The organism is Povalibacter uvarum (genome assembly GCF_014202975.1).
Lineage (GTDB): Bacteria > Pseudomonadota > Gammaproteobacteria > Steroidobacterales > Steroidobacteraceae > Steroidobacter > Steroidobacter uvarum.
Window position 1 is genome coordinate 182,827 of record NZ_JACHHZ010000005.1, and the last position, 13,482, is coordinate 196,308.

At 62.4% G+C, this 13,482-nt stretch carries 14 protein-coding genes; 4 read left to right on the forward strand and 10 right to left on the reverse strand.

Going from position 1 to position 13,482, the window contains the following annotated elements; translation table 11 throughout:
• Positions 1 to 10: 10 nt before the first annotated feature.
• The 5 genes from HNQ60_RS20200 to HNQ60_RS20220 are packed head-to-tail and all read right to left on the reverse strand — an operon-like array spanning position 11 to position 4,072.
• Positions 11 to 601, reverse strand: coding sequence for a tetratricopeptide repeat protein (locus tag HNQ60_RS20200; protein ID WP_184334596.1), 591 nt, complete (start codon positions 599 to 601; stop codon positions 11 to 13).
• Positions 598 to 1,587, reverse strand: coding sequence for a vWA domain-containing protein (locus tag HNQ60_RS20205; RefSeq protein WP_184334597.1), 990 nt, complete (start codon positions 1,585 to 1,587; stop codon positions 598 to 600). Before HNQ60_RS20205 ends, HNQ60_RS20200 begins: the two co-directional genes overlap by 4 nt.
• Positions 1,584 to 2,591 (reverse strand): vWA domain-containing protein, encoded by a 1,008-nt coding sequence (locus HNQ60_RS20210; protein WP_184334598.1) that lies wholly within the window; start codon positions 2,589 to 2,591, stop codon positions 1,584 to 1,586. Before HNQ60_RS20210 ends, HNQ60_RS20205 begins: the two co-directional genes overlap by 4 nt.
• A complete protein-coding gene (locus tag HNQ60_RS20215; RefSeq protein WP_184334599.1) occupies positions 2,578 to 3,096 on the reverse strand; it encodes a DUF4381 domain-containing protein in 519 nt (172 codons plus the stop codon). Before HNQ60_RS20215 ends, HNQ60_RS20210 begins: the two co-directional genes overlap by 14 nt.
• Position 3,097: 1 nt before the next feature.
• Positions 3,098 to 4,072, reverse strand: coding sequence for a DUF58 domain-containing protein (locus tag HNQ60_RS20220; protein ID WP_221304329.1), 975 nt, complete (start codon positions 4,070 to 4,072; stop codon positions 3,098 to 3,100).
• Positions 4,073 to 4,246: 174 nt separating this feature from the next.
• Between HNQ60_RS20220 and HNQ60_RS20225 the strand changes: the two genes are divergently transcribed.
• From HNQ60_RS20225 to HNQ60_RS20240, 4 genes are all read left to right on the forward strand, one after another.
• Positions 4,247 to 4,957 carry an HD domain-containing protein gene (locus tag HNQ60_RS20225; protein WP_221304330.1) on the forward strand — a complete coding sequence of 237 codons (711 nt, stop codon included), beginning with the start codon at positions 4,247 to 4,249 and terminating at the stop codon, positions 4,955 to 4,957.
• Positions 4,958 to 5,205: 248 nt separating this feature from the next.
• A complete protein-coding gene (locus HNQ60_RS20230; protein ID WP_221304331.1) occupies positions 5,206 to 6,237 on the forward strand; it encodes a glycoside hydrolase family 43 protein in 1,032 nt (343 codons plus the stop codon).
• A gap of 35 nt (positions 6,238 to 6,272) precedes the next feature.
• On the forward strand, positions 6,273 to 7,307 hold the full coding sequence (locus tag HNQ60_RS20235; protein WP_184334603.1) for a family 43 glycosylhydrolase: 1,035 nt from the start codon (positions 6,273 to 6,275) through the stop codon (positions 7,305 to 7,307).
• Positions 7,308 to 7,389: 82 nt separating this feature from the next.
• Complete coding sequence (locus HNQ60_RS20240) at positions 7,390 to 7,953, forward strand: hypothetical protein (protein WP_184334604.1); 564 nt, start codon at positions 7,390 to 7,392, stop codon at positions 7,951 to 7,953.
• A 167-nt stretch (positions 7,954 to 8,120) separates the two neighbouring features.
• Here HNQ60_RS20240 and HNQ60_RS20245 read toward each other — a convergent pair whose 3' ends face one another.
• The 5 genes from HNQ60_RS20245 to HNQ60_RS20265 form a co-directional block, all read right to left on the reverse strand.
• A complete protein-coding gene (locus HNQ60_RS20245) occupies positions 8,121 to 8,876 on the reverse strand; it encodes an outer membrane protein (protein ID WP_184334605.1) in 756 nt (251 codons plus the stop codon).
• Positions 8,877 to 9,047: 171 nt separating this feature from the next.
• Positions 9,048 to 10,253 carry a M56 family metallopeptidase gene (locus HNQ60_RS20250; RefSeq protein WP_184334606.1) on the reverse strand — a complete coding sequence of 402 codons (1,206 nt, stop codon included), beginning with the start codon at positions 10,251 to 10,253 and terminating at the stop codon, positions 9,048 to 9,050.
• A 2-nt stretch (positions 10,254 to 10,255) separates the two neighbouring features.
• On the reverse strand, positions 10,256 to 10,597 hold the full coding sequence (locus HNQ60_RS20255) for a BlaI/MecI/CopY family transcriptional regulator (RefSeq protein WP_221304332.1): 342 nt from the start codon (positions 10,595 to 10,597) through the stop codon (positions 10,256 to 10,258).
• 16 nt (positions 10,598 to 10,613) lie between these two features.
• Positions 10,614 to 11,762 carry a FecR family protein gene (locus tag HNQ60_RS20260; protein WP_184334608.1) on the reverse strand — a complete coding sequence of 383 codons (1,149 nt, stop codon included), beginning with the start codon at positions 11,760 to 11,762 and terminating at the stop codon, positions 10,614 to 10,616.
• Positions 11,763 to 11,770: 8 nt separating this feature from the next.
• Positions 11,771 to 13,417: an AAA family ATPase gene (locus HNQ60_RS20265; protein ID WP_184334609.1), complete on the reverse strand. Its 1,647-nt coding sequence runs from the start codon at positions 13,415 to 13,417 to the stop codon at positions 11,771 to 11,773.
• Between the last annotated feature and the right edge of the window lie 65 nt (positions 13,418 to 13,482).

Here is a 13,482-nt window from a genome sequence, read left to right on the forward strand (position 1 = left end):
GACCGGCACCTCATTTCGTGGCCTCCGCTTCGATCTCGAACTTATGACGCAGAAAATCCGCCGGCGACACCTGCAGATTCTTCATCCACAGATCCGCCGTCTGTTTGCGGATCATCCCGGCCGACATCGTCTTTTCCTTCCCCCGCTTGCCCTTCTCGTCGAACTTCACCTGGTCCGGCGGCAGGTCGGGAGCCTCCTCATCGCTCTCTTCGTCGGGCTTTGGAATCAGCGCCGCAACGAGCCCACGGTTGTTCTTCGCTTCGGGGAATTCGCTGCGCGACTGGAGCGCGTTGTCGTACGACTTCACTGCCGCTTCGTACTTGTGCATGCGCGCCTGCGCATTGCCTTGCATGAAGTAGCCGTCGGCAGTGTCGAGTTTCGAGAACTCGGCAAGCGCGTTTGCGTAGTCACCGGCGCGATACAGCGCAGTGCCCTTCCATTGCGGATCGGTGAACCGTTGCGCCGCCGTCTTGTAGTCGCCACGTTCGAAGTACCACCGCCCCTGTTGATCGCGCGTGGCGAACAGGTCGATGAGATCAGCCGGGTACGCAGCGGCGCTCGCGAGAACGAGAGAAAAAGCTGCCACTACTTGGGAGATCAAGCGGCCCATCGCACGACCCATCCACGCCGAAACCAGAGTGCCGCCAGCAGCGCGATCGGAAAGCACAGGTAGTAGCCGAACTCCTTCCAGCGCATCGTTCCGCTGCTCGCTTCGACGATCCGCAGATGATGCTGGGCGCGTCGTTGCACCCATTCGATGTCGGCGTCATCGAGTGTGAGGCTTGCGACAGGGATGTCTGCCGCAGAAGCGAGTTGCTCCAGACTGTCCTTGTCCATCGCGGCGCGCAGCGGCCGGCCATTCTCATCCGTCTGGATATTGCCATCCGGATCGCGAAGCGGTCCGCCGTCGACCGTGCCGACGGTCAGCAGCAAAGCCTGCTGATTGCCGGACGAGAAAGCCCTGAAGGCATCGATCTGCTTCGTGTCGAAGCCGTCGGTGATGAACAGCACCGTACCCACAGTCTGTTCCTTGGCGAGAAGTTCACCGGCGATGCGCAGCGCTGCAGCAGCATCGCGGCCGGCTTTCGGCATCAGGGAACTCTGAAGCGCCGGAAGGTATAGATCCATCAATGCGGCATCCTCGGCCGGTGGCAGCACGAGATGAGCAGAGCCCGAGTAGACCACCAATCCTGTACGCGATCCTTTGCGGAGTTTCAGCAGGTCCTGGACTTTCTGCTTCGCTCGTTCGAGCCGCGAGGGCGGGGCGTCGATTGCATTCATCGAGGGTGAAAGGTCGAGCGCAACGATCATCGGCGCAAGGTCCTGTCCGAACGGCGGCGGCTCGCGCTCCCACGTCGGTCCTGCTACCGCGAGACCGCTCAACGCCATTGCGATCGCGATCGAGTCGATAGGGCGCAAACCCAGGGCCGGCTTCGGATTCACGAGGAGATGCTTCAACAGGCGTTCGTCGACGAGGTTTCTCCAGGGGCCGAACGCGTCGAAGCGACGTCGCCACAGCCAGCTGATCGCCACGGCCATCGGGATCAGCAGCAGCCACCACGGCCGCAGAAAATGGAAGGCCGTCATTGCGACACCGCTGCCGGTGGCGCCGATGGTCGACGGATCAAGGCAGCAAGCATCGCGATCGCGTGATAGATCGCAAGCAGCACTGCGGCAGCGCCGAGTGGCCAGTAGTAGAGCGCGATCTTCGGTCTGAACTCCGTACGCTGGACTTTGATCGGCGTGATCTGGTCGATCGTTCCGTAGATGCGTTCGAGTCCGCGACGATCCTCGGCACGGAAGCTCTGACCCTGTGTCTCGCCACTGAAGCGCTCCAGTGCTTTCAGATCGACCTTGCTCTCGCCGCTGGCGTTCGGATCGCCGATGCCGATCGTGTGAATCACGACACGATGGTCGGCTGCGACGCGGGCCGCGTCGTCCGGCGGCACGCGGCTCGCCGTGTCGTTGCCGTCGGTGAGCAGGACTAGCACCTTGTCCTGAGCCGTCGAGCCTTCCGTCATCTTCACGGCGACCCCAATGGCGTCACCGATCGCGGTCTGAGGACCGGCCATGCCGATGCGTACTTCGTCGAGCAGCAGCAGGACCGTGGCGTGATCGAGTGTGAGCGGCGACTGTGGAAACGCGCCCTGACCGAAGACGATCAAGCCGATGCGATCTCCTTCGCGCCTGGCGATGAACTGCCGCACGACGGATTTCACGGCGGTGAGTCGATCAATGGGTTTGCCGTCGGGGCCTTTGAAATCGCGCGCTTCCATCGACTGCGAAATGTCGATCGCGAGCATGAGATCGCGAGACGACTGCGTTCGTACGAGAGGAGGTTCCAGCCACTGCGGGCTTGCTAGTGCGGTGACGACGAGAATCCAGGATAGGGGTCCCAGGATTTTCTGCGCCCAGTTCGACCTCTGCACGACGGCGCCGGAAGACGGTTCTAGATTCAGTTTCTGCGCGACCTGCTCGAAGAAAGGTACGCGCAACGCAGGTGTCGTCTCCTTGAACGGCGGCAGCAGCCACCACAGGATCAGTGGCAGCGGCAGCAGCGCGAAGGCCCAGAGAAAATCAAACGTGAGCATGGTCTTCGCCGCTCAGTGCGCGTCGTGTGTCGTGGCGACGAATCCAGCGGCGCGACAGATCGATCAGTGACCGCAGCTCTTCCGTCGAGATATCCGCGGGCAGCGAAGTGGCATAGGCGATGCGGGGCAGGAGCTGGCCCGGGCCTTTCTCGAATTGATCGCCGCCGAGACTGCGATCCAGAAAGCGGAGCCACTCCTCGCCCGTCAGAGATGCAACCGCGGAGCGTGACGCTGCGGCAATCGCTGTCCGCTTGAGCAGCGCCGGCAAAGCAGCATGCGACGATTCCGCTTCGATGCGAGCGAGCTCAGCGAGGGCCTCGCGGCGATAGGCGTTCGCCCGCCGATGCCGGGCGACTTTCCAGCCTATATATATGAGTGCCAGGAGGACGACCCCACCAACCACCGCCCAGCCGGCGGTCTGCGGGAAATAGGGAACGACGGGCGGCTCGGCGATTTCCTGCAGGTTTGCGAGTGGATCGCCGGCGTAGTGCTGCTCGGCTGCCATCTCACGCCCTCGCTGCCGTCGGGACAGCGATGTGCCCCAGCTGCCGACTCAGCTGATCGCGAACTGACTCAGCGGTCGTGAACGCGAGCATGGGGACGCCGCTATGACGCAACAGCTCGGCGACGGTCTTGAGCCGCGCATTGAAGAGATCACTGAGCGGCTCATGCACCGTGCGCGCATTCAGATCGAGCTCGACTTGTAGCTCACCCTGGCTGACGACGACGCGCCCGGAGCCGGGGAGTTTCTGCGCAAGCGGATCGAAGACAAGCGCCGCTACGATATCGTTGTGGGCGGCGATATTCCGCAGCAGTCGCAGCGTTCTGTCGTCGGCGTGGGCGAAGTCGCTGGCAATGCAGACGAGGCAGTCGTGAAACGCGAGCCGCAGTACTTCCTCGAGAGCGCGATTCAGCGTCGCGGTCGGCTCAACCGGTGCGCTGCCCGCCGTCAGCGACTGATTGAAGCGCGAGATCACGCCGAAGATCTGATGCAGCCGATTGCGGCTGCGATGCGGCTTCACATGCTCGATGTCCGTGTCGTTGAATACGACGGCACCGACGCGATCACCTCCCCGGAACGCCATCCACGCCCCGATGCTCGCGAACTCGGCCGCGACGACGGACTTCAGCGAGCGCTGCGATCCGAAGAACATCGACATGCTCTGATCGACGACGAGGAAGGCTGGCCGGTCCTTTTCTTCCGTGTACGCGCGCACATGCGGCTCACCCGTGCGCAGGGTCACATGCCAGTCGATCGTGCGGATGTCGTCGCCGGGAAGGTAGTGCCGGATCTCCTCAAAATTGAGGCCGCGTCCGCGCACGCGCGAGCTGTGCTGACCGGCCAGAATGCTGCGATGTTTCTGTCGCGGCAGGAACGTCAGGTCGCGCGCCAGTAGTTCTAGCCGCATGAGGTGCTGCACGTCGACATACGCGATGCCGATGTCGGCTGCATCGACCGGGCTGCGGGCAAGCTGGGGCACTTGGGCTCTCGTTTGAGGGAAGCTCCGAACGTACGACCAGCGGTCCGCCGTGACTATCCGCATAAGGGGAAGAGCTGGCGGAATCGGGCCGCTGTGATGCGGTTGTCGGCGGCGCGGACGAATGGAAAAGCGCGTAGAGTGGCGCGCTCCATCCGTAGAACGGGAGCAGCGCTCTTGTCGAACAGAACCCTCGCCAGTCTCGGTCAGGCGGTGCTCGCGATAGCCGCTCTCACCGTGTCGACAACGGTCGTGCAAGCCGCCGAACCCGCGACACCGGTTATCGAGAAAACTGGCGATTGGCGGGCAGCGGTGCGGCGCTTCGCTGAGGTGAATCTCAAGCATCCAGCGTGGGGCGTCTCGCATTCGGCGCGCGACTATGATCTGGCGAAAGCGCTCGCCAAAGAGGATGGCGTAACGCTCGATGACGATGTGTTGTACGCCGCTGCGTATCTGCACGACGTGGCCGCGTTTGCACCGTTCCGCAAGCAGAATGTGGATCACCAGGATGAAGCCGCGGACATCGTAGGCTCATTGCTCGACGGCACTGGGTTCCCGATGGCAAAGATCGATGCGGTTCGAGGCGCCATCCGCACGCACATGTTCGAACGCGATCCTGCGGGACCCGAAGCGATCTACCTGCATGACGCCGATGCGCTCGACTGGCTGGGCGCGATTGGCGTCGCGCGGATTTTCGCGCTCGTCGATCCAAACGGCGGCGCGCCCGACGGTCCAGCGGTCGTGAAGCGACTGGAAGCGAACCTGGAGAAAGTCCCGCCGCGAGTCATCTCGAAGGCAGGCAAGGCACGCACGCCCGAACTCGCCCGGGAACTCGAGCAGTTTCTCAAGAATCTCAAAGCCCAATCGTCCGACTACCGAACGCTCTGAATCCGCGCGAAAGCGGGAACCCCTCCGTCATTCCCGCGAAGGCGGGAATCCATCCTGCGCTGGCTCGCCGCTCATCGCTCGCAGCCGAGAGATTCCCCCACCGTCGCCGCGCGCTGGCCCTCCGAGAATCCAGTACATCCCATCCTCCTGGACGTCTCGGGCTTTTTATCATATAAATAAGCTCTATCTGTTCAATGAAGCATTCCGGGGGATCGCGGATGGCCACGACGAGATGTCGGCTCCGTTTCGTGGCGGCATCTGCCGCAACAGTTCTCGCGACGATCGCCTCCCTTGGCATCAGCAGCGCGACAGTCGCAGCGACCGCGCAAGGGCAGAGCGCAGATCAATTCTCGAATCCGCTGCTGCTTTCCGGACCCGATCCCTGGGTGACTCGCGAGGGCGAGTTCTATTACTACATGCACACGCTTGGAAATCGTCTCGCGATCTGGAAGACGCGCGACATCACGAACCTGCGCGATGCCGAGCAGAAGACGATCTGGACCCCTCCGCCAAGCGGCCCGAACGCGCAGTCGATCTGGGCGCCGGAGCTGCATCGCATCGATGGCAAGTGGTATGTGTATTACACCGCCGCGGCGAACGGGCACGATGACGATGATCATCGGGGCATCTTCGTGCTGGAAAACGACTCAGCGGATCCGTTGCAGGGCGAGTGGCGGGATCGCGGTCAGATCAAGACGCGGTACACCGGCATCGACGGCACGACGTTCAGTCACGAAGGTCGTCGCTACTTCGTCTATTCGCCGTACGTCGGGCCGGACAGCGTGCTTTCGATTTCGCGCATGAGCGATCCGGTCACATTGACGGGAGAGGAAGTGATCCTGGCTCGTCCCGATCAGGGGTGGGAGCGACAAGGTGGGCGCCAGATCCTCGAAGGCCCCGAGTTCCTGCTCGGGCCGAAAGGGGATTTGTTTCTCGTGTATTCGGCGAGTGCATGCTGGTCCGACGACTACGCGCTCGGCATGTTGCGCGCGCCCGCAGGCAGCGACCCTTTGAATGCGGCTGCGTGGACAAAGTCGCGCACGCCCGTCTTTGCCAAATCGCGTGAGAACAGTGTGTTCGCGCCGGGCCACAACGGCTTCTTCACGTCGCCGGATGGCAAGGAGCACTGGATCATCTATCACGCGAATCCTGGTCCTGACATGAAGTGCACGCCGAAGCGCGCGCCGCGGATACAGCCATTTCACTTTGGTGCCGACGGAGCTCCCGTGTTCGGCAAACCCGTGAGTTCGGATCAGAAGCTCAGGAAGCCGTCTGCCTGAGTCCGAGTCGTGCCGTCATTTAGTGAGAGAGGCCCATGAGGATTTCACGACGTCTGCTGCTGCTTGCCAGCTTGTTTGCCGCGACTGCATTCGCCCGCCAGCCCGATCCGCCGGGACAAGTCCGCACCGGTGAGAAACCGGTCAATGAGGCGTACCTGTTCGCTCACATGACGCATGCCGACTACGGTCGTCTCTACTACAGCGTCAGCACGGATGGTCTGCATTGGTATCGGCTGAACCAGGGCAAGCGGATCACTGACGACTATCGCGGTCATCCCGACATCGCGAGAGGTCCCGATGGCACGTACTACATCGCAGGCAATCAGAGCGATGAGTCGCCGACGATCAATATCTGGTCGTCACGTGATCTGATCGAGTGGAGGCGCTACAGCGACTACAAACCAGATCTGAAAGCCACACCTGGCTACTCCCAGGCGTTGCAGCGCATCGGCGCGCCGAAACTGTTCTTCGATGAAGCCTCGAAGCAGTTCGTGATGACGTGGCACACGCCGCATCTCGAAGGCACGCCCGAAGATTCCGAGCGGTACTGGGCGAGTCAGCGCACGCTGTACGTGACTTCGCCGGATCTCAGGAAGTTCTCAGGCCCCCCGCATCGCCTCTTCGACTGGGACATGGGCACGATCGACGTCTTCATCCGCAAGGCTGAAGGCAAGTACTGGACGGTCATCAAGGACGAGACGTATCCGACGCTCGACTGGGTGACGGGCAAGACGATCCGCATCGCACATTCGGATTCGCTGCTCGGACCGTACAAGGAGCTCAGTGCGCCGATCAGTCCCAACTTCCGCGAAGCGCCAATGTTGATTCAGTCGCCGAACGGCAAGGTCTGGTACCTGTATTACGAACAGTATCCGGGCGTTTCGTATGGCTTGTCGGTCGCGAGCAGCCTGTCGGGTCCGTGGTACCAGGTCTCCGGCTACACGTTCTTCTCGGATTGGGACAAGTACAGCCTGCCGTCCAAAGTCAGGCACGGTGCGATGATCACCATTTCGCGCCAGCAATACGACGCGCTGGTGAAGCGGTTCGGAATCGAGAAGGAATCGAAGTAGCGGATAGCCAGAAGCGGCTGTAACTCCAGCCCCCTCACCCGTGTCCTGTTCTCAGGTGGGCCGGTACTCCGGCGGGATAGCCATGAGAATCAGAACCTTGCAGGTGAGGGATGGAATCATGAACAAGCGCTTTGCCGGTCCGGTCGCGGTCGCCGTTCTGTCGTTGACCCTGGGGGCGTGTACCGCGGGCGAGGCCGATGCGGATGGCCTGGAAATCAGCTTCAAAGCCAGGGACGAGGCCACGCCACGGGACGTCGGACTGCCGGCCTATCCGGGAGCCCGGGAATACAGAGAACCGGGTGACTCGAGCGCCGGCGCGGCCGTCGGCCTGTCGACGCCATTGTTCGGATTCATGGTCGTCGCGACGGACATGGAAAGCTCCGACGATCCGCAAAAAGTTGCCGCCTTCTACAAGCGCGCACTCGCGAAGTACGGTCCGGTGCTCGACTGCAGCGACGCGGATCGAAGCAAGCGGTCGAACGCTGACCACGACGGCGATCTCGAATGCGAGAGTGACGAGCGCGGCGATCATGAAGCCGTCTACAAAGTCGGGACGAAGAACAAGCAAAGGATCGTCGCGGTCAAGTCGCACGACGGCGGCACGCGCTTCAGTCTCGTTTATCTTCATGTCCGCGAGGACAAGTAGCGGGCGCCAGAACCACTCGTCGACACTGTCGTCGACGAAGTGACAGTTCGAACTGCCTTAGCGACAACCAGAAGGATCAGCGGCACGTTCTCCATCATTGCGGCGCCGACCACGAAGAGCACGGAGGAACTCCTTCAGTGCGAGGTGTGACCGGAGGTCGCCCGCAGTCAGAACGTGAATCCCAGCCTGAGCATGGGACCGAACGTGGTCATGTCGTAGACGAAGCGTTCTGTCCCGCTGCCGCGATCGTAGTCGTAGCCGAGGGCGCGATAGCCCACAGTCATCAGCATGCGGTCCGAGAAGCGATAGCCGACGTCTCCCTGCAGCTGCCACACGGAGTCCGAGCTGACGCCGAAGCCGCCGATGTTCGCGCGCCCCACGAGAAACCATTTATCGCCCAGCGGCACGGTGGCGCGCACGAGCACGGTCGGGTCGACCCAATCCTTGTCGAGGTCCGCGGTGCGACCTATGGCGCCCAGAGGCGTATTGAGCGTGAGATCGAGCTCCGCGTCGATCTTCATATAGATCGCACCGACACCGATCTCCATCCACGGCGACAGGCGAGCGAGGAACGCGAGCTCCCATCCGAGTTGCGACAGCTCGGCCTTGCCGTCCGCAATGCTCGAGTCCTGCAGAACATCGGCCTCTAGCTTCATGTAGAGGACATCGGAGGTGAACGCCCAGCGATCGTTGTGTGCTTCCGCGTAGAGCATGGCACCGAACTGGAGATTCTCGAAAATGTCGCCGGGATCCTCATCGACGTCCACGGGCGGCAAGGAGCCGATGCCCGTCTGGCCCTGCATGTTGGGGAACAGGATGTAGGGCTCGAGAAGGTAGTGCCAGGAAGTATCCCGATTCGTTTGCGCCTCGGTCGTCGCTGCGCAGAGCGCAAGCACGAGGATCGGCATCATTCGGATCTGCATGGCGTGGCCTCCCCGTGTTTGCGGACGAGGCTGTTTTACTTGGTGGGGCCCGGCGTTTCGGATACGTAGTCGGGGCAGGTCGGAGGCGATGCGCGTATCCGTCATCCCCGCGCACGCGGGGACCCATGCCTTTGTTCCGGATGGATTCCCGCCTGCGCGGGAATGACGGATTTACCGAACGATCAGTTCCAGATTGAACTGCTGCTTCAGCGCATCAGCAACGAGACGCCGGGCGTCGCTCAGATCGCCCTGCGTGGCCCGCAGCTCGATGTCGTACCGCGGATAGTCGAGCTCACGGCCGTAGCCCCGGACCTGCCGGTTCTCCACGGAAAAAACCTGGCTGATCAGCTCGCGCATCGAGACGTTGCTTGCGTAGACGTAGTCCTTCTGCACGACGACGAAGCCGGGCTCATCGGCGTCACTTCTCTGGATCGACCTTGCACCGGCTGACACTTTCAGTTCGGACGTGGCGACGATCTTCATCCCGAGTGCGACAGGCATGGCTGTGCACGTCAGCAGAGTTGCTGCAGCGACGGCACGCCGCCACGTGCTCGGCTTGGCCCGGCCGGAGACGATCGCGCGGACTCTCGCACTGAGATCGCCGCCGACCGCGCTTGCCGCGCAAAGATGTCGTGAAGCAATCGACTGCTTGCAGACGTGCAGGAGCGTGTGGGCGTACATTGCCGGGTCACGCCCATCCTGGACAGCGCCTTCGTCGCAAGCGTGCTCGCGTTCGATGATGAGCCGGTTGCCGATCCACCAGACGAGTGGATGAAACCAGAACAACGTTTGCACCAGCATCTGCAGCGCTGCCGCGAGATTGTCATGGCGGCGCACGTGACACGCTTCGTGCGCGATGACTGCGTCGATCTGCGCAGGCCTCAATCGCTTCAAAGCGCGGCGCGGAAGCAGCACGACAGGATTCAGAATGCCGACGACGGCTGGTTCGGCGAGCCGGTCGGAACATCGCACTGGAACCGGGGCGATGATGTCGCATGGCGAACTGGTCTTCACGAGCATCCGGCTGTGCAGCCAGGCGCGAACCCACCGCTGCGCGACGAGCGCACTGCCCAGTATCCAGGCGGCAACCAGAACGTATCTCGCATACCCGAAATCATCGCTGAAGAGCGTAGCGCTCGAGATCGGAGCTGCCGCCTGTTGCACGATCGGCAGCAACGCCGGCTTGTCGTCGAGCTGCAGGATGAAGTGATGGCCGATCCAGCCGAGGAGGGCAAACGGAACCAGGAACTTCAGCGAAGCGGCGAGCCAGATCCAGTAGCGGACTCGCGCGAAGTCCTGACGCACCAGCAGGGCCAGCAGCCATGCGGCCACGGCGAACCAGGTCGACTGCCAGAGGTGATCCGCAACGGCGCTCACGCTCACTTCTCCTTGCGCGACATTTCCCGCAGCAGCTTCTCGGCTTCCTTGATATCCGTCATCGTGAGCTTGCCGGTCTCGATGAGGTGAGCCATGACTGTCTGCGAGCGGCCGCCGAACAAGGCGAGCACATCGTCGATCCAGCGGCTGCGGGCGTCGTCACGGCTGACGGTTGCCTCGAAGATGTTGGCGTTGCTGATCTTCTTGGAGCGGCGAACGGCGCCTTTGGATTCGAGCCGGTAGACGATGGTCTGCACGGTCGTATAGGCGGGCCGCCCCTTCTTGGGAAAATCGTCGTGGATTTCGCGCACGGACGAAGCGCCCTTGTTCCAGAGGGCTTCCATCACGCGCATTTCGAGCTTACTGAGTTTCGGCGGGACCATAGAAGAACCGGATGGGGATGGCGTTGCCGAGCCTACGACAGGAGTAGTTCGCCGGGCAATCGGTGGACGGAGGAAGCGGCAGCCGGGTCAGCACGATCGTTCCCTCCGGGGTTCCACGGGCACCGATTCCCAGCTCGCTCCTCAGGTAGCGCGTCAGTTCCGTTATGTCGCCGGCCTTTATGACGCCGCTCATGCGCACGGAACGCAAGTCCTCTTCCGCAAAGACAAACCGGGAGGTCGTGTAGCGCTCGACTTCGAGCAGGGCATCCTCGAGCGGTTCCCGATCGAGGACGATCCGGCCCGATTGCCATGCGGTGCGCCGCTCCAGTTCTTGCGTCGAGGGCATCCACACCGTCTGCCAGCCGGTTCCGAGGGTCCCGGCTTCGTTCGCATTGAAGACATACGGGCCTTCACTGACGCGGGCGCGCAGTAGCGCAGGTGGGACGGGATGAGGCATGCGGCTCCCTGCTACCTCGAGCTGTCCCTGCAGCACAGTCAGTTCGAGCCGCTCCTGTGTAACTTTGCGCAGGTGGAACTTCGCATCTCCGGGCAACACTTCGAAGCTCCGCGGCCCGGCCACCACCCTGAAAGGGCGCTCGGCATCGTGCTTCGCATCGATGGCGATCTCTCCTCTCAGCAGCGCGATGTCCCGTGAACGGGGATCGTAGTCGATGAGCACGCGCGAGCCGGAATTGAGAACAATCGATCCGCCGTCCGGCAGCGGAAGGACCTTGCGGGCACCGACGGGCGCGGAGATGTCGGCCTTCGCGCGCAGGGGATTGCCCAGGTTGTCGGACCAGGGCATGCGATGCGAGATGGCAAGGACGAGCGTCATCATCGTGATGCCCGCGAGGCCGAGGAAGATGCCGAGCACCATCCGGCCATAGTGTTTCTCCACGCGATCCGCGAGCTTCTCGACCGGGATGAGTTCACCGAGCACTGCCAGAATCTCGGGACCGTGCCAGCGCTTGCACCGATCGATGATCGTGTCGCGATGGCCAGGCCCTTTGAGCCATACGCGCAGTGCCTGCGCCTCGTCGCGGCTGATCGTGCGCTCGATCTTTTCGAGCCACCTCGCGGCTTCTTCAACGATACGATTGTCGCGCTGAAGCGCTCCTTCGTTCATTGCCGCGCTCAACGCTGCACGGGTTCCGCGAGATAGTGCAGGGCGTCCGGAACGAACGACAGATCAGTCGCTTCCCGGATCGCCGTTCGCATCTGCAGTTCGAGAACGTCGAGCGGCACCGGGCTTTGATAGCTCGCGAGGCACTGCCTGACGGCCACATCCGCGGTGACACGTTCCGTTCGAACCAGCCGATACACCTTCACAACGAGCGACTCGGCTGCGCCAGGCGTCAGCAGCTCTGGCAACGTTTCGATGCGCGAAAGCTCCTCGAGCGACAACGAGAGATCGTAGCGTCTCGCCAGCGCGCTCAGGAGCGCCGCGCTTTCCACGCGGGTGCTCGTGGGAAGAATGGGAATCTTCAGATCGAGGCGCCCGGGACGCTTCAGGTCGATCTCGATCAGGTCCGGCCGCGACGATGCGAGTACCCACATCACTCTGCCTCGGTTCGCGGAGTCGGACATCTCCTGCGCGATCATCGAATACAGCCGGCCCGACAAGCCGCCATCGCCGATGCCCGATTCGCGGCGGCCGAGTGCCTGATCCGCCTCATCGACGAACACGATGCAGCGCCCGAGCGCGCGTGCGAGCCGGAAGACCTTCTCGAGATTTCCTTCGCTGGAGCCGATCCATTTTTCCCGGAAGTTCTTCAGCTTTACGATCGGCACACCGACTTCGCCGGCCAGGCATTCGACGAGGTACGTCTTGCCTGTGCCGACCGGACCGGAGATGAGATAGCCCATCGGCAGGGCCTTGAGATCGTTGCTGCGCCAGAGTTCGATGTCCTGGCGCAGCCAGCGCTTGAGCGCTTCCTGGCCGTGATAATCCTTCAGCGTGCGCGAAGATTGCATGAACTCGAGCAGTCCCGGCGCGTCTCGCTCAACGAGCTCCTTCTTCACCGCGCCGAGCTCGCGAGGCTGCATCACCTGGCGGTTGTACGCGCGGACTTTGGTCAGTTGTTCCAGCGTGCGAGTGGAGACACCCGTCATCGACGCGGCCAGATCCGTGAGATCGACATCGCTCGGGATCGTCCGCGGGTAGTCGCTGGCAAGGATGCTCAACGCTGCGTGAAGTTCCTGCGCCGACGGCAATGCGATCTGGATCGTCGTCACGTGCGGGGCAAAGGCGATCAGCGGTTCCAGATCGGCGAGGTTGTCGACGACGAGCAGGCTTGCGAACCGAAGTTGCGTGAACTGATCGCTCGAACCCCACTCCCGGACGACGGCAGTGATCGCGCCATGCTCGAAGCCCTCGCCATCCGAGGGCAGCACTTGTCCTGCCGAGCTGACCATGACGGCAACGCTGACCGGATCTCGCGATTTGAGTGCCGCGACGTTCGCGAGGTAGCGCAGGTACTTGCTGACGAACCGGAAGGCTTCGAGCGGTCCCTGGGGAAGATTCCGCAACGCTGACGGAACCCAGTCCGCAAGCAGTTCTCCGCCGCGCGCCACGGCGAGGCCATTGCCCAGGTCATAGGTAAAGACGACATCGAAGTCCAGAAGCTCGTCCCGGACATAATGTTCGATGTTGACGAGCTGCGAACCGAGCGGCATCCGGTCGCTCACGTTGCCATGCATCACGAACTGGGCAGAAGCGCCGCTCTCGAACGAAAGGTCGAGTTGCCTGGCCCAGCCCGGTGCGTCGTCGGTCGTCTTCATCAGCCCCTCGGATGACCGGTGTCGTCTTACCGGCTACTGATGTCATCTACGCTACTACGAGCGTA

Coding starts and splice junctions, on each gene's coding strand:
- HNQ60_RS20205 (WP_184334597.1), bottom strand. CDS start 1,587: ATGACGGCCTTCCATTTTCTGCGGCCGTGGTGGCTGCTGCTGATCCCG.
- HNQ60_RS20240 (WP_184334604.1), top strand. CDS start 7,390: ATGAGAATCAGAACCTTGCAGGTGAGGGATGGAATCATGAACAAGCGC.
- HNQ60_RS20265 (WP_184334609.1), bottom strand. CDS start 13,417: ATGAAGACGACCGACGACGCACCGGGCTGGGCCAGGCAACTCGACCTT.
- HNQ60_RS20235 (WP_184334603.1), top strand. CDS start 6,273: ATGAGGATTTCACGACGTCTGCTGCTGCTTGCCAGCTTGTTTGCCGCG.
- HNQ60_RS20215 (WP_184334599.1), bottom strand. CDS start 3,096: ATGGCAGCCGAGCAGCACTACGCCGGCGATCCACTCGCAAACCTGCAG.
- HNQ60_RS20255 (WP_221304332.1), bottom strand. CDS start 10,597: ATGGAAGCCCTCTGGAACAAGGGCGCTTCGTCCGTGCGCGAAATCCAC.
- HNQ60_RS20245 (WP_184334605.1), bottom strand. CDS start 8,876: ATGCAGATCCGAATGATGCCGATCCTCGTGCTTGCGCTCTGCGCAGCG.
- HNQ60_RS20210 (WP_184334598.1), bottom strand. CDS start 2,591: ATGCTCACGTTTGATTTTCTCTGGGCCTTCGCGCTGCTGCCGCTGCCA.
- HNQ60_RS20260 (WP_184334608.1), bottom strand. CDS start 11,762: ATGAACGAAGGAGCGCTTCAGCGCGACAATCGTATCGTTGAAGAAGCC.